At 58.6% G+C, this 17,545-nt stretch carries 18 protein-coding genes and 2 pseudogenes; 12 read left to right on the forward strand and 8 right to left on the reverse strand.

Annotated elements, in window-relative coordinates; translation table 11 throughout:
• On the reverse strand, window positions 1-1,185 hold a 1,185-nt coding region (locus tag CBB91_RS04975; protein ID WP_273012519.1), incomplete at its 3' end, for an efflux RND transporter permease subunit.
• An 18-nt stretch (window positions 1,186-1,203) separates the two neighbouring features.
• Between CBB91_RS04975 and CBB91_RS04980 the strand changes: the two are divergent.
• The 5 genes and pseudogenes from CBB91_RS04980 to CBB91_RS05000 all read left to right on the forward strand — a co-directional run.
• Window positions 1,204-1,974, forward strand: a pseudogene (locus CBB91_RS04980) (VOC family protein); the annotation flags it as partial.
• Window positions 1,974-2,526, forward strand: a pseudogene (locus CBB91_RS04985) (VOC family protein). The pseudogenes CBB91_RS04980 and CBB91_RS04985, both read left to right, overlap by 1 nt.
• A 3-nt stretch (window positions 2,527-2,529) precedes the next feature.
• Window positions 2,530-3,540 (forward strand): fumarylacetoacetate hydrolase family protein, encoded by a 1,011-nt coding sequence (locus CBB91_RS04990; RefSeq protein WP_273012526.1) that lies wholly within the window; start codon window positions 2,530-2,532, stop codon window positions 3,538-3,540.
• A 45-nt stretch (window positions 3,541-3,585) separates the two neighbouring features.
• Window positions 3,586-4,293, forward strand: coding sequence for a CoA transferase subunit A (locus CBB91_RS04995; RefSeq protein WP_273012528.1), 708 nt, complete (start codon window positions 3,586-3,588; stop codon window positions 4,291-4,293).
• On the forward strand, window positions 4,293-4,922 hold the full coding sequence (locus tag CBB91_RS05000; protein ID WP_273012530.1) for a 3-oxoacid CoA-transferase subunit B: 630 nt from the start codon (window positions 4,293-4,295) through the stop codon (window positions 4,920-4,922). The genes CBB91_RS04995 and CBB91_RS05000 overlap by 1 nt, the downstream gene beginning before the upstream one ends.
• An 8-nt stretch (window positions 4,923-4,930) precedes the next feature.
• Here CBB91_RS05000 and CBB91_RS05005 read toward each other — a convergent pair whose 3' ends face one another.
• Window positions 4,931-5,761, reverse strand: a complete 831-nt coding sequence (locus CBB91_RS05005; RefSeq protein WP_035550892.1) for a DUF1206 domain-containing protein — start codon at window positions 5,759-5,761, stop codon at window positions 4,931-4,933.
• Window positions 5,762-5,887: 126 nt separating this feature from the next.
• On the opposite strand from CBB91_RS05005, the gene CBB91_RS05010 reads away from it, so the two are divergent.
• On the forward strand, window positions 5,888-7,081 hold the full coding sequence (locus tag CBB91_RS05010; protein ID WP_273012531.1) for an amino acid aminotransferase: 1,194 nt from the start codon (window positions 5,888-5,890) through the stop codon (window positions 7,079-7,081).
• On the opposite strand, the gene CBB91_RS05015 is transcribed toward CBB91_RS05010, so the two are convergent.
• Window positions 7,078-8,001, reverse strand: a complete 924-nt coding sequence (locus tag CBB91_RS05015) for a thioesterase family protein (protein ID WP_273012532.1) — start codon at window positions 7,999-8,001, stop codon at window positions 7,078-7,080. The two genes, CBB91_RS05010 and CBB91_RS05015, sit on opposite strands and share 4 nt — an antisense overlap.
• Window positions 7,998-8,477: a transcriptional repressor gene (locus tag CBB91_RS05020; protein WP_035550894.1), complete on the reverse strand. Its 480-nt coding sequence runs from the start codon at window positions 8,475-8,477 to the stop codon at window positions 7,998-8,000. The genes CBB91_RS05015 and CBB91_RS05020 overlap by 4 nt, the downstream gene beginning before the upstream one ends.
• A 129-nt stretch (window positions 8,478-8,606) precedes the next feature.
• On the opposite strand from CBB91_RS05020, the gene CBB91_RS05025 reads away from it, so the two are divergent.
• Both CBB91_RS05025 and CBB91_RS05030 read left to right on the forward strand, forming a co-directional pair.
• Window positions 8,607-8,996 carry a MarR family transcriptional regulator gene (locus tag CBB91_RS05025; protein WP_051602624.1) on the forward strand — a complete coding sequence of 130 codons (390 nt, stop codon included), beginning with the start codon at window positions 8,607-8,609 and terminating at the stop codon, window positions 8,994-8,996.
• 23 nt (window positions 8,997-9,019) lie between these two features.
• Window positions 9,020-9,868: an NlpC/P60 family protein gene (locus CBB91_RS05030; protein ID WP_273012534.1), complete on the forward strand. Its 849-nt coding sequence runs from the start codon at window positions 9,020-9,022 to the stop codon at window positions 9,866-9,868.
• 14 nt (window positions 9,869-9,882) lie between these two features.
• Here the strand turns inward: CBB91_RS05030 and CBB91_RS05035 are convergent, their stop codons facing one another.
• The gene (locus tag CBB91_RS05035; protein ID WP_051602625.1) at window positions 9,883-10,758 is read right to left on the reverse strand and encodes a cytochrome c family protein; all 876 of its coding nucleotides are present in this window, start codon (window positions 10,756-10,758) and stop codon (window positions 9,883-9,885) included.
• Window positions 10,759-10,919: 161 nt separating this feature from the next.
• Here CBB91_RS05035 and CBB91_RS05040 point away from each other — a divergent pair, with 161 nt between their 5' ends.
• A complete protein-coding gene (locus CBB91_RS05040; protein ID WP_273012535.1) occupies window positions 10,920-11,756 on the forward strand; it encodes a prephenate dehydratase in 837 nt (278 codons plus the stop codon).
• On the opposite strand, the gene CBB91_RS05045 is transcribed toward CBB91_RS05040, so the two are convergent.
• Window positions 11,753-12,646 (reverse strand): LysR family transcriptional regulator, encoded by an 894-nt coding sequence (locus tag CBB91_RS05045; RefSeq protein ID WP_273012537.1) that lies wholly within the window; start codon window positions 12,644-12,646, stop codon window positions 11,753-11,755. The genes CBB91_RS05040 and CBB91_RS05045 overlap by 4 nt on opposite strands.
• A gap of 183 nt (window positions 12,647-12,829) precedes the next feature.
• Between CBB91_RS05045 and CBB91_RS05050 the strand changes: the two genes are divergently transcribed.
• Window positions 12,830-13,333 carry a hypothetical protein gene (locus CBB91_RS05050; RefSeq protein ID WP_273012539.1) on the forward strand — a complete coding sequence of 168 codons (504 nt, stop codon included), beginning with the start codon at window positions 12,830-12,832 and terminating at the stop codon, window positions 13,331-13,333.
• A gap of 76 nt (window positions 13,334-13,409) precedes the next feature.
• Window positions 13,410-13,820 carry a YHS domain-containing (seleno)protein gene (locus tag CBB91_RS05055; protein WP_345906732.1) on the forward strand — a complete coding sequence of 137 codons (411 nt, stop codon included), beginning with the start codon at window positions 13,410-13,412 and terminating at the stop codon, window positions 13,818-13,820.
• 382 nt (window positions 13,821-14,202) lie between these two features.
• Here the strand turns inward: CBB91_RS05055 and CBB91_RS05060 are convergent, their stop codons facing one another.
• Together CBB91_RS05060 and nudC are read right to left on the reverse strand one after the other, a co-directional pair.
• The gene (locus CBB91_RS05060; RefSeq protein ID WP_273012543.1) at window positions 14,203-14,475 is read right to left on the reverse strand and encodes a hypothetical protein; all 273 of its coding nucleotides are present in this window, start codon (window positions 14,473-14,475) and stop codon (window positions 14,203-14,205) included.
• A gap of 107 nt (window positions 14,476-14,582) precedes the next feature.
• A complete protein-coding gene (gene nudC / locus CBB91_RS05065; protein ID WP_273012545.1) occupies window positions 14,583-15,497 on the reverse strand; it encodes an NAD(+) diphosphatase in 915 nt (304 codons plus the stop codon).
• Between the two features lie 159 nt (window positions 15,498-15,656).
• Between nudC and typA the strand changes: the two genes are divergently transcribed.
• Complete coding sequence (typA, locus tag CBB91_RS05070) at window positions 15,657-17,489, forward strand: translational GTPase TypA (protein WP_035550901.1); 1,833 nt, start codon at window positions 15,657-15,659, stop codon at window positions 17,487-17,489.
• Window positions 17,490-17,545 lie beyond the last annotated feature (56 nt).

Raw genomic sequence — 17,545 nt, forward strand, 5'->3', positions numbered from 1 at the left:
CTTTCCCTGCGATGTCCCATCATCAACATCCTGCACATTGGGGAATTCATTAAGCGTGTTTGCCAATGAAACCGCGGCGCGTTCCAAAATTTCCGTATCATCATGGCTCAGCTCAATTGTAATTCCCGCGCCTGACCCGGGCCCGCCGCGATCCGCTTGAAAGACCAAGCTTTCTAAACCCGGTATTGTGCCAACCTCCTTACGCCATAAATTTGTAACGACAGGCGTATCAATTGGGCGGATATGTGCTTCATGAAGATAAGCACGTATGCTGACCTCGTTTTCATTGATTTCTGAATATACGCCGGTACCAAGAGTATCGCCGCCATTCTCTGCAATAACTTTTTCAATCGCGTTAATTAGTTTTTTTTCAACAGCTATGACTTTATCCTCCGGTGAACCCACTTTTAAGGTGGCCTTCGCATACGCATAATCAGCAGGAGGCGGCGCAAAAAAGACAACAGGAAGGCGTCCGCTTACGGCGAAACCGCTCATGACGATTAAAACAAATGTAAAGGCAGAAAGGGAAACATACCGAAGAGAAATTGTTTTCTTTAAAAATGGGCCGTAAATATTGGAAACAAAGTTATTGAACTTTCTGTTAAATCCTTTTTGAAAATTGATAATGGATAACAAGACAGGGTTTTTGATTTTTCTGCTCTCTTTAAATGTAAGGTGAGCAGGCAAGATAAATAAGCTCTCAATAAATGATAATGTGAATGTGCAAACAACAATCAAGGGAACGATAGCAAAAATTTTCCCCATAAAGCCTGGCATAAAAAACATTGGAAGAAATGCAACAATATTAGTCAGAACGCTCACAAAAACAGGGATAGCAACTTCGCGCGCTCCAACCACGGACGCGGCCAAGGGCTTCATACCTCGTTCACGTTTGTGATATATATTCTCGCCCACGACAACCGCGTCATCAACAACAATCCCAAGCGCAATAATAAACGCAAACATAGACACCATGTTAATGGAAAAATCCGTCATGGAAAGAAGTAGAAATGCGCCCATATAAGAAATGGGGATCCCCATGCTGACCCAAAAAGCCAGACGTATATCAAGGAAAAGCGCAAGAATAACAACAACAAGGATAAGGCCAAATATACCGTTCTTCACCAGCAATTCGGCGCGCTGCTGAAAAATGATTGATCGATCGCTCACAACGGCAATCTGCATACCACCCTCAGCGTGCTGATTAAACTCATCGACGATGGCATTCGCGGCATCGGCAATTCCATCATCTACCTGATCGACCGCTATGGCGACGATCTGGACATCTATGACATCGACTTTGAATACCTGCCGGGCGTGGACAAGCACCCCGAAGGCGCTGGCTTCAATCTGATCGATCACCTGACGCACAATGTTTATGGCGGGCGGATGAAGTATTGGGCGGACTTCTACGAGAAGCTCTTCAACTTTCAGGAAATCCGCTATTTCGACATCAAGGGCGAGTATACCGGCCTGACCTCCAAGGCGCTGACGGCGCCGGACGGCAAGATCCGCATNCCGCTGAACGAGGAAGGCGAGGGCGGCAAGGGCCAGATCGAGGAATTCCTGCGCGANTACAATGGNGANGGCATCCAGCANATCGCGCTGATCTGTGANGATCTCTATGCNTGCTATGACCGNCTGAAAGANCGCGGCGTGCCCTTCATGACNGCGCCGCCGGCCNCCTATTACGAGATGCTGGANGNGCGCCTGCCNGGNCATGGCGAAGACGTTGAGGGCCTGAAGGCCCGCGGCCTGNTGCTGGACGGCACGACCGANGGCGGCGAACCGCGCCTGCTGATGCAGATCTTTGCNCANGCNCAGATCGGCCCNGTCTTCTTCGAGTTCATCCAGCGCAAGGGCGATTACAAGGACGGCTTTGGCGAAGGCAATTTCAAGGCCTTGTTCGAAAGCATGGAACGTGACCAAATCCAGNGAGGNGCNNTGAAGGTCGAGGAAAAGGAGGACGCGTAATGACTGCTCCCGCCCCCCTGAAAGGCGTTCACCACGTTGCNTATCGCTGCAAGGATGCGAAGGAGACGGTGGAGTTCTATCGCGATGCNCTGGGCATGGATTTCCAGCTGGCCATTGCCGAGGACAAGGTGCCGTCGACCGGCGCGCATGANCCGTACATGCATGTCTTCCTGGATGCCGGAAATGGCAATGTGCTCGCNTTCTTTGAGTTGCCGACCCAGCCGGATATGGNCCGNGATCGAGAACACNCCGCAATGGGTGCAGCATATCGCCTTCCGCGTCGGCTCCCTGGACGAGTTGATGGCGACCAAGGCGCATCTTGAAGGCATGGGGCTCGACGTGCTGGGCCCGACGCATCACGGCATCTTCAAGTCGATCTACTTCTTCGACCCGAACGGCCACCGCATCGAACTCGCTGCCGACATCGGCACACCAGAGCAGATGAAGCAGCTGAAAGACGTTGCCCAGCCTATGATCGACGAGTGGAGCGCGACAAAGAAAGCGCCGAGGCATGCGGCTTGGCTACACGAAAAAATCGCAGACGAAAGCTGAACCATGAAACTCGCTACACTGAAGAATGGCGCCCGTGATGGCCGCCTTGTTGTCGTTTCGAAGGANCTGACTCGCTACACGGATGCGGCCGGCATTGCGCCGACGCTGCAGGCGGCGCTCGACAAATGGGACGTCTACGCCCCGAAACTGCAACAGCTGGCCGAGCAGGTGGAGCTTGGCTCTGTGCCGACCGCACGNTTCCACGAGCATGATTGCGAAAGCCCGCTGCCGCGTGCCTATCAGTGGGCAGACGGGTCGGCCTATATCAACCATGTCGAACTGGTGCGCAAGGCGCGCGGCGCCGAAGTGCCGGAAAGCTTCTATGATGATCCGCTGATGTATCAGGGCGGCTCTGATGCCTTTCTGGGCCCGCGCGATGCGATTCCGCTGGGTGACATGGCATGGGGCTGTGACATGGANGGGGAGATTGCGGTCATCACCGATGACGTGCCGATGGGCGTCTCTGAGGCCGANGCCGCCGGTCACATCANGCTGGTCATGCTGTGCAATGACGTNTCCCTGCGCGGGCTGATCCCCGGNGAACTGGCCAAGGGNTTCGGCTTCTTCCAGTCCAAGCCACCGAGCGCGTTCTCNCCGGTNGCCGTGACNCCGGACGAACTGGGCGACGCATGGAAAGACANCCTCGTGCACCTGCCGCTGCGCGTGGACTATAATGGCGAGCCGTTCGGCCGCGCCGAGGCCGCAGAAGACGCCACGTTCAGCTTGGCGCGGCTCGTCTCGCACGCGGCGAAGACACGGCCCCTGACGGCTGGCACGGTGATCGGTTCCGGTACAGTGTCCAACAAGGGCGCCGATGGTGACCCCGGAAAACCTGTCAGCGAGGGGGGGCTCGGTTATTCCTGCATCGCCGAAATCCGCATGATCGAGAAGATCGCCACCGGCGACTTCAAGACACCCTTCATGTCCCCCGGTGATACGGTTCGGATCGAGATGTTCGACAAATCGGGCCATTCGATCTTCGGAGCGATTGAACAAACCGTCGAGCAGGTCTAGAACGTCTGCTGCACCGCAGCATGACCAAGGGGAGGCCCGCACTTCATGGCGAGCAAGATATACAANACGGCCGCAGACGCGCTGGATGGCGTATTGTTTGACGGCATGACGATTGCCGCNGGAGGCTTCGGCCTGTGCGGNATTCCGGAACTGTCCATTGCAGCGATCCGGGACGCTGGAACGAAGGATCTGACGGTTTATTCCAACAATGCCGGCGTGGACGATTTCGGCCTCGGCCTTCTGTTGCAGACAAAGCAGATCAAGAAAATGTGCTCGTCCTATGTGGGCGAGAATGATCTGTTCATGCAGCAATATCTTTCNGGCGAACTGGAGCTGGAGTTCAACCCGCAGGGCACGTTGGCAGAGCGCATGCGCGCCGGTGGCGCCGGCATTCCGGGCTTCTACACAAAGACCGGTGTTGGCACGCTGGTGGCCGAAGGCAAGGAAGAGAAGGTCTTCAATGGCGAGACCTATATCCTGGAAGAGGGGATCTTCGCAGACCTCGCCATCGTGAAAGCCTGGAAGGCCGANACGACNGGCAATGCGATNTTCCGCAAGACGGCCCGCAACTTCAATCTGCCCGCCGCGACGTGTGGCAAGATCTGCGTCATGGAAGTCGAAGAGATTGTGGAGCCTGGTGAACTGGACCCTGACGCGATCCACCTGCCGGGCATCTACGTGCACCGCCTGGTGCAGGGCGAGTTCGAAAAGCGAATTGAACAGCGGACTGTCCGCAAGAAGGAGAGTGCCTGATGCCCTGGGATCGCGATCAGATGGCGGCGCGGGCCGCGCAGGAACTTGAAGACGGCATGTATGTGAATCTCGGCATCGGCATTCCNACGCTGGTGGCAAACCACATNCCGGAGGGTGTGAACGTCACGCTGCAATCCGAGAACGGCATGCTGGGCATGGGGCCNTTCCCGTTCGAGGGNGATGAAGATGCCGATTTGATCAATGCCGGCAAGCANACGATTACGGAGCTTCCGCAGTCTGTCTATTTCGACAGCGCGACCAGCTTTGGCATGATCCGCGGTGGCAAGATCGCGATGGCGATCCTTGGCGCGATGGAAGTGGCCGAGAATGGCGATCTGGCAAACTGGATGATCCCAGGAAAGCTCGTCAAAGGCATGGGCGGCGCGATGGACCTTGTTGCCGGAGTGGGCCGGGTTGTCGTGGTGACCGACCACGCCAACAAGCGCGGCGAGTCCAAGGTGCTGAAAGAATGCACACTTCCGCTGACAGGGCTGGGCGTGATCGACCGGATCATTACCGACCTCTGCGTGATGGATGTGGTTGAAGGTGGTCTGAAAATCGTCGAACTCGCGCCCGGCGTGACGTTGGATGAAGTGAAATCCAAGACCGAAGCAACACTCGTCGAATAATGCGGCGCTTAGCTGGTAGGTGAGGCGAGCGTCTTGAGCGTGTCGCCTGCCAGTCGCGGCACGATGCGATAGCGCGCCATCACGAAGCAATAGACGGCAAATCCCGCCAGTCCTGCTCCGGCCAAGGCGAGCAGGATGCGCCCAAAGGCTTGGGTTTCCAATATGCGAAGCGCTTCGCCGAGCCCGGCCGCACGTTCCGGGTTGGCCGAGATGCCTGCCCACAGGATCAGTCCTCCGACGATGAGCAGGACGAAGCCGTGCGCAGCGAGGCCGAAGCGCACTGCGGGCTCCAGCTTCGGGGCCATCCCCTTGCGGACAATGTCTTTCCGATAGGCGGCTTTCCAGGATTTGATGAAGAGGTAGATGGCGACGCTAAGCGTGGTGATACCGGCAGCGATCACAATGAGGCGTCCTGCGGGATGCTGCATCAGCGTGGCGCTCCAATTCTCGGCCGAGGAATCTCCGCCGCTTGCCTGCGCGCCTTTCATGAGGATGATGATCGCCGAGATGCCGAGTGCGGCATGGGTCAGGCCAGACATGATCTGTCCGGCGCGATTGGCGTAACCTTCCAGATCGTCGCCTTCATTCTCAAGGTCGAGCACACCATCCACAAGCCGCCAGAGCGTGTAGGCGAAAAGCCCGGCCGCCGTGACCCCCAACAGGATAGATCCCAATGGCTGGCGGATCAGGAAATTCAGCGCGCCAGACGTGCCTTCGGCCTCGCCGCCATTCAGCGCCGCAAAGAATGCCAGGCCGCCAACGATCAGGTAGACCACACCGCGCGCGCCATAGCCTGCGCGCATGAGCCATTCGATCGCTGTATTGGCATGGTCAGTCATTCCGGTCCTTTCCGCGTCTGACAATAAAAGCCGCTGCGCGACAATCGGTTCCCGTTGAGGCGGTTGCCGTAACGTCGGCAAATGCATAGGGTCCGCCGCGACTTCCCAGAAGAACGGACCTCCGACATGTCACAATTCTCGACCCTGACTCCGATGCCCGCAGACGCGCTGCTGGGCCTGATGGCTGCTTATCGCGAAGATATGCGCGCGGAAAAATTCGACCTTGGTGTCGGTGTCTACAAGAATGACAAGGGCGAAACGCCGGTCATGTCTGCGGTCGCCAAGGCCGAAGCGCTGATCCTCGAATCCCAGACCACCAAAGTGTATGAAGGCCCGCGCGGCAATCCGGACTATTGCGCTGCCATTGAGGCCTTTGTGTTTGGGGAGGGTGCAGCCGCCATTACAGAAGGGCGCACATTGTCCTTCACCGCGCCGGGCGGCTGTGGCGCGCTTTTCCTCGGTACGGGCCTGATGAGCCGTATGGGCGTCAAAACCGTCTGGGTGTCGAACCCGACCTGGCCAAACCATCCGAATGTCGTGCGCTTCATGGGCCTTGATGTGGCGGAATATCCCTATGCCGATCCGGAAACGGGTGAGCTGGACCTTGCGGCCATGATGGCCGGAATCGACAAGGCTGAGCGCGGCGACGGCATCATTATTCAGGGGCCTTGCCACAACCCGACCGGCATCGACCTGACGGTGGATGACTGGAAAGCCGTTGGCGAACTGGTGAAGAAAAAGGGCCTGATCGCGATGTTGGACGTTGCCTATCACGGCTTCGCCAAAGGGCTGGATGAGGACGTGAAGGGCGTGCGCGCCTTCATCGATGCGGCCGGCGAGGCGCTGATCTCCTATTCCTGTTCAAAGAATTTCGGGCTCTATCGTGAGCGTGCCGGGTGTTTCCTCGCGGTGGGAGAAACGGCCGAAGGCATCGCAGCCGCGTCGACGCATGTGGCGGCGCTCGCCCGGGCCAGCTATTCCATGCCGCCGGCACATGGCGCGGCCATCGTGGCCACTATCCTGAACAATGCTGAACTGCGCGCAGAGTGGGAAGCCGAGCTGACCCAGATGCGCGAGCGGATGATTTCCCTGCGCAAGGCGCTTGCGGATGCGCTGGTCGAGAAGACCGGGTCCAACCGTCTCGGCGCAGTGGCAAACCAGAATGGCATGTTCAGCCAGTTGCCCTTGTCCAAGGACGGGATTACGGCGATGCGCGAAAAGAGCGGCCTTTACATGCCGAACTCCGGACGGATCAATATTGCAGGCCTGAACCTGAACGACATTCCGACCATCGCGGACATCATCGCCAGAGAAGTCTAGATTTCCAGCCCCGGTGCGGCCATCTCGCTCAGCTCCCGGATCATTTCCGGCGGAGCAGGGATGGCCTTGCGGGCGTCAAGGTCCAGCGTGATCGCCGTTGCCTGCATGGTGGCCCAAGGCTTTCCGTTGGCGGGATTCATCATCCAGTGAATCAGGTTGTGCGTCTTGCCCTGCGCTCCGCCGAATGATGTGTAGAGTTCGTACAGATCCCCGGCCACGGGCATGTCATGATACCGAAGCCGGTATTCCAGAACGGCAGCGCCCATGCGCAAATCCCCGGCGGACTCGGCAACCTTCTTGCGCCAATTGTAAAGGATGTTCGGAACCGAATCCGATGTGCGGCCCAGCATCCAATAGGGATACATGTGGCCATGCACGTCGAGATGCTGAGGTGGCACAGCGCCGCGCCCGGCCAATGGTGCGCCGACCTGCTTTACGCGGTCCAGCGTGATCTCACTGTGAGGCAGTCCGGGGGCTGACATATCGATTGAGCGCGGTGCGGATTCTTCTGGCGCAGTATCTGTAACGTCGGGAATGGCCTGCCGCGTTCGGGAGCTCCACGGGAAGGGTTTGCGCATGGTCGTGTCGACATGCAGCACACGTGTTCGCATGCAGGCGGCCAGGTTGCCATCGCCGTGGCGTAGTTCCTGGTAGATCAGCGCGTCATCTTCGCCGGCTTCCAGAACGCATCCATTCATGGTCAGCGGCCTGCCGGGCAGAACTTCCCGCACGAAGCGGATGTGCTGGTCTACCGGAATAATGGTCGACGGTGAATTCGCCCGGAAGGCGTGCGGCATGCCAAGGCTGGGCGCNAATGCCGCGAGCCCTTCCACCTGCTTCTCGACATAGACGCGCACATTCATGTGCCCCATCTCGTCGCAATCCCACTGATTGCAGCTCCCCCTCCACAATGTGATCATGCAGCGCAATCCCGGCAGGTGCCGCGAACTTCGATCACGGCGCGCGTCATGGTGAAGCCGGCCGCTTCGGTTTCGGCGCGCAGGGCCTTGTTGGTCGAGGTTGCGTGCAGCTCTTCTGCGGCGTTGCAGGAATTGCAGATCAGGAACACGGCTGAATGATTGTGGCTGGCATGGCCACAGGCCACATAGGCGTTCAGGCTTTCGATCTTGTGGGCGAGACCGGTTTCCTGAAGGAAATCAAGCGCGCGGTAGATGGTTGGCGGTTTGGCAGAGCCTTCTCCGTCCAGATTGTCCAGCAAATCATACGCTTTCGCCGGTTCCGGGCTTTCCAGGAGCAGCCGGAGCACCTTGCGGCGAATTCGCGTCATTTTCAGTCCGCGACGCGCAACCAGCGTCTCTGCTTCGTTCAGGAAAGCGTCCACATCCTGCGGGCTGCAGGGCGTATTCGCATGAAGAGGTGTGTCTGCGTGGGCCATGGCCGCAATGTCGTGTGTTTTGCCCTGAATGTGAAGGCCTCTGTCGTCAGCTTTCCCCGAGAACGCCTCTAGACGGAGTCTGCAAATCACCTGAGATTCTCCACAAAGGCGAACAACAAGGAAAATGAAATGGCATTGTCGGAGCGTGAAGGACTGGAATTGTGGCGACGCGCTGTAACGGCGTCTGTCCGGTCTGATGCGCCGGACCTGACAGCGCGTCAGCAGGCCATTCTGATGACCATCGCGCTGACGCCCGGCCCGCATACGGTGCGAGGGCTCGCTGAGCATCTCAACATTGCCAAGCCAGCCGTTACCCGGGCGCTGGACGCCCTGTCGCGTCTGGACTTCATCCGCCGCATCAAGGACGACACCGATCTCCGCAACATCTTTATTGAGCGCACACCGGCCGGTATGGCGTATTTGCGGACATTCTCTGGCCTTGTTCTTGCGGCAGCATCTGGCAAGGATGATCAGCAAATGGCGCCGAAGCATCGCGGGAACACAAATGCTGCTGCCTGACGCGCCCGTATTCGGGAACAGGCATGCCGACATTTGACGACAAGAGACTGAAGCGACCCGACGGCGAAGCAACAGCTTATCAGGTGACTGCAGGCGTGGTCGCCGTACGCCAGGCACCTCAGCCGGATGCCCGATTGGAAACGCAGGCCCTGCATGGGGAAATCGTCGACGTGTTCCGCGAGGAAGGCGAGTTTGGCTATGCGCAGTGTCGCCGCGACCGATATTGCGGATGGGTGCTTATGGAGGCGCTGTCTGCACCGACCTTGCCAGTTACCCACAAGATTATCTCGCCGCGCACGCATTGCTATAGCGAGCCCGATCTCAAATCGGCCCCGCACTTCCTGTTGAGCCAGGGCGCACGGCTGTGTGTCAGCGGGACGGAAGGGGATTGGCTCCATTCCGATCGCGGTGGATGGGTGCACAAGCGCCATGTGGCTCCTGTCGGAGCCCTTCAAGATGATCCGGTGGCGGAAGCCGAGCGATTTCTTGGCGCGCCTTACTTATGGGGCGGACGCGAAAGCCTCGGGATTGATTGCACGGGACTGACCCAGCAGGCCTTCGAGGCCGTGGGAATCATGCTGCCGCGTGACAGCGACATGCAATATGAATGGAGCGGGCAGGGCGTCCCTGACTGGCGCGCGCCAAATGCCCTGCGGCGCGGTGATCTGTTCTTCTGGAAAGGCCATGTCGGGATCATGACCGATAGCGAGCATTTGCTGCATGCCAATGCGTGGCACATGGCCGTGGCGGTCGAGCCGCTGGAATCTGCCGTGACCCGTATCGCAAACTATTACGCCGAGCCCATTGGGGCCCGGCGCATAGACGTTTCTGCTGAAAGACGGCGCCAGCCTGACTGGTTGTCCAGCCAGTAGCGCAGAAGACGGTCTTATTCGTCTTCTTCTTCAGTCTCTGTCGGTGCAATTTCTTCAAAAGCGTCTTCAGCTGTCTCGGTTGCTGCATCAGCGCTTTCTTCGACGGCCTCGGCAACTTCATCAGGAATGGTGACGGTTTCGCCAACATCGCCGTCATTCGGGCCGGTGCCATCGACGGAGTCAACCGTTTCAACTTCGCCCGTCGCAAGCGTCGGGTTATCCATGTCGTCCACACCGTCTACGGGCAGAGCGGCGTCTACGGCATCGCCTTCAGCCGTCTCTTCGCCCTCAGCCGGAAGCGGCTCGGGGAAGGCAGGAGGGTTGTCGGTGTAAGAGGCCAGATAGGCGATCACGTTGATGCGGTCGTCATCGCGGCGCAGGCCAGCGAACGACATTGTTGTGCCGCGGGCGTAGCCGGCTGGATTGTAGAGCCACTCATTGAGCGCCTCATAGGTCCATTCTCCGTCCATGCCGGAAAGGGCAGCGGAGTAGGCAAAACCATCATGGTGGGCTTTTTCAGCGCCGACCGTGTTGTAAAGGTTCGGGCCGGTGCCGTTGGCGCCGCCCTGGTCGATGGTGTGGCAGGTGGTGCACTTGCCTTTGAAGGTGCGTTCGCCGCGGGCAACGTCAGCATTTGCGAGCAGCAGGCCGAGGTCGAATACCTCTTCCTCTTCGCCGCCGGAGCCGCCTGCATCAGCAACTTCGACACAATATGCAAATTGCTCACACATTTTTTCTGACATCGAGGCCGGTTCGGCGTGCTCTTCGCCGTGATGGCCGCCATCGCTTCCATGGCTGAACACGATGCTGGATAGCGTCTGCAGGGCGAAGACTCCGAGTGCCGTCGCAATCAGCGCACCGAAAATCTTGTTGAGACCGAGTTCTCCCATGGAGGTATTCCTTCGAATCTGTCTGGTCATACGTCTTGGCGCGGGCTTATTGGCACGCTAACGGGAAGCAGACAATATAAAGGGTGTGCGTCATAGGGGCTTCCCCCTTTCGTCGCGGCGATCCGACGCACATTAAATCCACGAAAAGGGGCCNCCAACCCATGACCGGCAAAATCGCGTACCAGGGTGAACCTGGCGCAAACTCTCACATCGCTTGCAATGATGCCTATCCGGATCTCGAACCGTTGCCATGCCGCACGTTCGAGGACTGTTTTGCTGCTGTGGAGCGCGGTGAGGCCGAACTGGCGATGATTCCGGTCGAAAACACGATTGCTGGCCGTGTGGGCGACATCCACTACCTGCTGCCCAACACCGAGTTGCAGATTGTCGCCGAATATTACCTGCCGATCCGGTTTCAGCTGATGGCCCTGAAGGGCACGAAACTGGAGGCTGTGAAAAAGGCCCGCTCCCACATCATGGGGCTTGGCCAGTGCCGCAATTTCCTGCGCGCGCACGGCATTGATNCGGTCACAGCAGCGGATACCGCTGGCGCCGCGCGAGAAGTTGCCGAGCTTGGTGATCCATCTATTGCGGCCATTGCGCCAAGACTTGCGGCAGAGGTGTATGGGCTCGAAATCCTCGCCGAGGACATTGAAGACGCTGCNCACAACACCACCCGCTTCATCATCATGTCGAAGGAGCATTCCGACATCGAAGCGCAGGATGGCCCCGCCAAGACGGCGTTCATGTTCGAGGTCCGCAACATTCCAGCTGCGCTCTACAAGGTGATGGGTGGGTTCGCGACGAACGGCATCAACATGACCAAGCTGGAAAGCTATATGGTTGGCGGCTCATTCACGGCGACGCTGTTCTATGCAGAGATCGAGGGTCATCCGGACGAGCGGCATGTGCAACTTGCGCTCGAAGAGCTGGGCTTTTTCTCGCAATCGCTGAAAATCCTGGGCGTGTTCCCGAGCACCGAACACATCGCCGATTAGCACTGGTCGATTGCGTCCTTGAGAATATCGGTCACATGATCGGCGAAGAGCTTCGTCTTTCCGCGCAAGCGACCGGCGGTCCAGACGCAGTTGATGGGCAGACGATCCAGTTCCCAGTCCGGCAGGATCGGCACAAGCTGACCGTCATTGACGCAGTCCGCGACGAGCCAGTTCGGCGCCAGCAGGATACCGAGCCCCGCTTGTGCCGCTTGTAGCAGATTGTCGCCGCCTGACGCCGCGAATGGCCCATCGACGCGAACCGTGACGGATTCCTCGCCCCGCCTGAGGGTCCAGTCGGAGTAGAGGCCTTTTCTGAACAGAACCGCATCATGCTGTTCCAGNTCGGACGGTGTCTGCGGTGTACCGCGTTTTGCGAGATAATCAGGCGAGGCCCAGAGTGAGCGGGGAGACTCGGCCAGTTTCCGCATCATCAGGCGCGAGTCCCGCAGGTGGCCAAAGCGAAACGCCAGATCGATGGCTTCCTCCACCAGATCCGTCAGGGCGTCGTCGGAGATAATGTCGAACCGGATACGCGGATATTTTTCGAGAAAGGGCGGAATGGCTGGCAGGATGATCCGGCGGGCAAATGAGTTCGAACAGGAAATTCGCAGCAATCCGACGGGTTCATGCTGAAGGCCGCGTGCCTCGGCTTCGGCGGCTTCGTAATCAGAGATCAGTTCGATCGCGCGGCGGTAGAAGCGCTCTCCGGCTTCGGTCAGGCTGAGCGCGCGCGTGGTGCGCTGGAACAGCGTAACGTCCAGCTGCGCTTCCAGGTCCTGGATGCGGCGCGAGACGGTTGGTTGCCCAACTCCGAGCGCTGTGGCGGCTTTGGAGAAATTGCCCGCTTCAGCTACGCGAACGAACAGGCGCATTGCGTCGATACGGTCCATCTGACCCCTCCCGGCATGACAGAACCCTATTTAGGGACGCCCATCGAGATTCGCGAGGGCAGGGCGAAAATTCACGAAATTTCGTGCGCCTGCTCACATAAAAGTGGGCAGGGCTCACACCCCATTGTTTTGAAAGAGAGCAGGAAGCGTGGGACAACCTCCGCCTCAAAGGGAGGACGCACAATGTCTGGTTTGGTCAAAAAATACGCGCCGGTCGCCTACGCATTAATTGCGGGCGCCGTGTTTCTGGACAGTCTGCGCTTCAAATTCACAAATGCGCCGGAAACGCAGGTCATTTTCGGTAAGCTGGATGAATGGGCCGCAAGTTTCGGCGCGAGCGGGCTTTTCACGCAGACAGGCCTGTTCAGCCAGTATGTGATCGGGACTGCCGANCTGGTGGCGTCGGTCTTGTTGCTGGTCGGANTTGTGCCNGNGCTTCGCCGGCTTCAGACGCTTGGGGCATTGATTGCCGTTGCCGTCATGNCNGGNGCCGTCAGTTTCCATCTGTTTACGCCGCTGGGCATTGATCCGAACAATGATGGCGGCGGCTTGTTCGCAATGGCNGTCACTGTCTGGCTGGCCTCGATTGCCTATCTCTTTTTTCATCGCAAGACGCTCATCTCGATCGTGACCGGAATTGGCAGGGCCATACTGCCCGGCATTTCGACCGGATCTGACACGGCGTGATGGCCAAACGCACTACAGGAGGTTTTCCATGAAACTACGTGCCATGATCATCGCGGCCGCAGTCGCAGGCGCGCCAATGCTGGTGACTGCTCCGGCAGCTTATGCCGAACCGCCAATCTATACTGGCGTGTTCTCAAATACCGCACTTCAGGGCCATGACCCTGTCGCCTATTTCACCGAAGGAAAGCCGGTGAAGGGGCGGGATGAATTCACGACGGATTATATGGGCGCACAGTTCAAGTTTGCCAGCGCTGCCAACCGGGATGCGTTCCTGGCAGATCCTGAAGCCTACGCGCCTCAGTATGGCGGGTATTGTGCCTGGGCGATGGCAGATGGAAAGCACGCCAAGGGAGATGCGCGATATTGGAAGATTGTCGATGGCAAGCTCTATCTGAACTACAACAAGAACATCCAGAAAAAGTGGGACGCGGATATTCCGGGCTTTATCGAAAAGGCCAATTCAGAGTGGGCGGCGATTAATGAATGAGGCCGCGCGCCTCATTGGTTAATCTGGTGTCGGTTGATACCGATGGCCAGTCGGCAAATGGGATAGCCGCCAAGCCTCGGGATTTGCAGGCATTTTCCGACTTCCCCGGGAGTCGCCTGAGGCGCGGGAGAAAAACGCCCGGTAAACGCGGTGCGAAAAGAAATGCCACAATAATCCGGTAGGCTGTGCTCAGGATCTTCGGGGGAACAGACCGACTCGAGATCAGTTCAGTCTGCGCAATCCGGAGGGCACTCGATGCCGTTTGCCGCCGGTCTGCCAGCGCCCCCGCATCCAGGCGATGCGGGGGTTTTTCATGCGCTGTAGTTAGGCATTAAAAAACGGGCGGAGGGCCCGCCCGTTCCTGACACTGATGGCCGCAAGCCTATTTCTTCTTTGCGGTCGTCTTCTTCGCTGCCGGCTTGGCCGCTTTCGCTGCTTTGGCAGCTGGCTTTTTGGCGGCTGCTGCAGCCTTCGGGGCGGTAGCCTTTTTTGCGGCTGGTTTCACCGCGGCCTTCTTTGCTGCAGGCTTCGCAGTCTTCTTTGCAGCGGGTTTGGCAACAGTCTTCGGGGCGGCCTTTTTCGCCGTGGCCTTCTTTACTGCGGCCTTCTTGGGTTCAGCCTTTTTCGCTGGTTTCTTCAAGGTTGTCGTTGCCATGTCGGGTCTCCTGTAAATGGCAACTTTCAGACTAGATTGATTCGAGGAAAATCAACTCCAGTTTTGTGGAGCTCAGTGAGGGGATAGTCGGAGGTCAGATGAGCGTGTCAGCCGCGCGCAGCCCAGGTCTTCAGCAAGTGATGCGCGATGGCCATCGGGGGCGGGCAGAAGAGGCGCGGATGCGTTCCGGCGAGCATCTGTTTCACATCGTCCCGGCTGATCCATTCCGCCGATTCCAGTTCGGACGGGTCGATGGTGATTTCCTCGGAGTCTGCTTCCAGAATGAGGCCGACCATGAGGGATGAGGGAAATGGCCAAGGCTGGCAGGCAACGTATTCGGCGCTTGCGGGGTCACAGACGATGCCGGCTTCCTCTTCCAGTTCGCGCGCAGCAGCCTGTTCGATGGTTTCGCCAGGTTCGCAGAAGCCTGCCAGGCTCGAAACAAAGCCAGCGGGCCAGTTTGCCTGTCGTCCGACCAGGCATTTTTCGCCTTTCACCGCCAGCATGATGGCAACCGGATCTGTGCGTGGGAAATGTTCGGTGCCGCAGGCCGGGCATTCGCGTTTCCAGCCGCCTTCGACAATGGCCGTGCCGGCACCGCATTTCGCGCAGAAGCCGTGCGAGCCATGCCACAGGAATATGCTGCGTGCCGTGGAGGCGCAATTTGCCTCCAGCGGGCTCATGCGGCCAGCGGCAGCCCTAAACTCGATGAATTCGCCTGCGCCAGCAATGAGGGAGCTTTCCAGATCGAATTTGGACGGCAAATTCACCGCAAAAATCGGCGTTCCGTTCTTGTCTTCACCGAGGAAAATACGCGGGGACCCCGGTGAGACCTGCTCGATTTCCGGCCCCATCCAGACCAGACCGCCATCCTTTGCGGCGAACGGGTCGCCATTGCGCAGCAGCAATACCAGCACATCATCGCGTTTGAAGGCCGTATCGAGCCAGGCATCATCCTTGCGGTGATGGGCGGCGCGGTCGATGGGATTGGCGGCAAGGGGCATGTCATTGGAATTGGTCATGGAGGGTCCTCACTTTGCCGAGCTGACTTGCCGTCTGATGGTCCGTTTGTAAATGCGGTGCGCCGCGGCAGGGGGTGCCTGACAACAAAGCATAGCCATTTGCGGCGGGCCCGTGTATGTGCGCGGCAAAACAGCCTCCCTCCCGAAAGCATATCCTTCATGTCCACGCCTATCGAGAAAATGCGCAACATCGCGATTATTGCCCACGTTGACCACGGCAAGACCACGCTCGTCGATGAATTGCTGAAGCAATCCGGCACGTTCCGCGAGAACGAAAAGACCGCCGAACGCATGATGGATTCCAACGATCTGGAAAAAGAGCGCGGAATCACGATTCTCGCCAAGACGACTTCGGTTGAGTGGAAAGACTACCGCATCAACATCGTGGATACGCCCGGACACGCTGATTTCGGCGGCGAGGTGGAGCGGATCCTGGACATGGTGGACGGTGCCATCGTGCTGGTTGATGCCGCTGAAGGCCCGATGCCGCAGACGAAATTCGTTGTGTCCAAGGCGCTGAAGGTTGGCCTGCGTCCCATCGTGGCTGTCAACAAGATCGACAAGCCTGAGCGTCGCCCGGATGAAGTGATCAATGAAGTGTTCGACCTGTTTGCGAACCTGGACGCGACCGACGAGCAACTCGATTTCCCGATTCTTTACGGTTCAGCCAAGCAGGGCTGGATGAGCACGGATTACGAGAACCCGACCGACAGCATGGATTCGCTGTTCGAAATGGTGGTCAATCACGTGCCGGTGCCAAAGGTGGAAGAGGGGCCGTTCCGCTTCCTCGCGACGACAATCTCGTCTGACCCGTTCCTTGGCCGCATTCTGACGGGCCGTATTGCCTCTGGCTCTGTGAAGCCGAACCAGGCAATCAAGATCCTCAATCGCGATGGCGAACTGGTGGAGCAGTGCCGTGTTTCGAAGGTTCTGGCTTTCCGCGGCCTTGAGCGCGTGCCGGTGGAAGAAGGCAATGCGGGTGACATCGTATCGCTTGCCGGAACAACGAAAGCGAACGTGGCCGACACGTTCTGTGATCCGTCAGTCAGTGAGCCGATGGCCGCCCAGCCGATTGACCCGCCGACCATCTCCATGACGTTCCGCGTGAACGATTCGCCGCTGGCGGGCACTGAAGGTTCGAAAGTCACCAGCCGGATGATCTGGGATCGCCTGCTGAAAGAAGCCGAAGGTAACGTCGCGCTGAAAGTGGAACGCGCAACGGACGCCGAAGCCTTTACCGTTTCCGGCCGCGGCGAACTGCAGCTGGCGGTTCTGATCGAAACCATGCGCCGCGAGGGCTTCGAGCTTGGCGTGTCGCGTCCGCAGGTCGTGATGCAGGAAGGCCCCAATGGCGAGCGCCTTGAGCCGATTGAGGAAGTCGTGATCGACGTGGACGACGAGCATTCCGGCGCCGTTGTTCAGAAACTGTCTGAGCGCAAGGCCGAGATGCTGGACATGCGTCCATCCGGCGTGGGGCGTACACGCATGATCTTCCATGCGCCAACGCGCGGCCTGATCGGATATCAGGGCGAGTTGTTGTCTGATACGCGCGGTACGGCCATCATGAACCGCGTGTTCCACGACTACCAGCCGCACAAGGGCAAGATCCAGGGCCGTCACACCGGCGTGCTGATCGCCATGGACCAGGGCGAAGCGGTGGCATTCGCGCTCTGGAACCTCGAAGATCGTGGCCCGATGATGATCCATCCGGGCGACAAGGTGTATGGCGGCATGATCATTGGCGAGCACAATCGCGACAATGATCTGGAAGTGAACGTACTGAAGGGCAAGAAACTCTCCAACGTGCGGGCCTCCGGTACAGATGATGCCGTGCGCCTGACACCGCCTCTGCAAATGACGCTTGAGAAGTCACTGGCCTATATCTCTGACGACGAATTGGTCGAGGTGACGCCGGAGAATATCCGCCTGCGCAAGGTTCATCTCGACCCGCACGAGCGCAAGCGCGCCGCCAAGGCAAACGCGGACGCCTGATCGGCGCCGGCCGCACCCGGGAACCGCCAAGACATCCTGACGTTGTGTCTCCAGTT

The sequence above is a fragment of the Hyphomonas sp. TMED31 genome (assembly GCF_002172815.1).
In the GTDB taxonomy this organism is placed as follows: Bacteria; Pseudomonadota; Alphaproteobacteria; order Caulobacterales; family Hyphomonadaceae; genus Hyphomonas; species Hyphomonas atlantica.

What these genes read in the sequence shown, in the direction of transcription:
- nudC (WP_273012545.1), bottom strand. Translation starts at nt 15,497, where the DNA reads ATGACCAATTCCAATGACATGCCCCTTGCCGCCAATCCCATCGACCGC.
- CBB91_RS05010 (WP_273012531.1), top strand. Translation starts at nt 5,888, where the DNA reads ATGTCACAATTCTCGACCCTGACTCCGATGCCCGCAGACGCGCTGCTG.
- typA (WP_035550901.1), top strand. Translation starts at nt 15,657, where the DNA reads ATGTCCACGCCTATCGAGAAAATGCGCAACATCGCGATTATTGCCCAC.
- CBB91_RS05025 (WP_051602624.1), top strand. Translation starts at nt 8,607, where the DNA reads ATGGCATTGTCGGAGCGTGAAGGACTGGAATTGTGGCGACGCGCTGTA.
- CBB91_RS05005 (WP_035550892.1), bottom strand. Translation starts at nt 5,761, where the DNA reads ATGACTGACCATGCCAATACAGCGATCGAATGGCTCATGCGCGCAGGC.
- CBB91_RS05060 (WP_273012543.1), bottom strand. Translation starts at nt 14,475, where the DNA reads ATGGCAACGACAACCTTGAAGAAACCAGCGAAAAAGGCTGAACCCAAG.
- CBB91_RS05055 (WP_345906732.1), top strand. Translation starts at nt 13,410, where the DNA reads ATGCTGGTGACTGCTCCGGCAGCTTATGCCGAACCGCCAATCTATACT.
- CBB91_RS05030 (WP_273012534.1), top strand. Translation starts at nt 9,020, where the DNA reads ATGCCGACATTTGACGACAAGAGACTGAAGCGACCCGACGGCGAAGCA.
- CBB91_RS05020 (WP_035550894.1), bottom strand. Translation starts at nt 8,477, where the DNA reads ATGGCCCACGCAGACACACCTCTTCATGCGAATACGCCCTGCAGCCCG.
- CBB91_RS05035 (WP_051602625.1), bottom strand. Translation starts at nt 10,758, where the DNA reads ATGGGAGAACTCGGTCTCAACAAGATTTTCGGTGCGCTGATTGCGACG.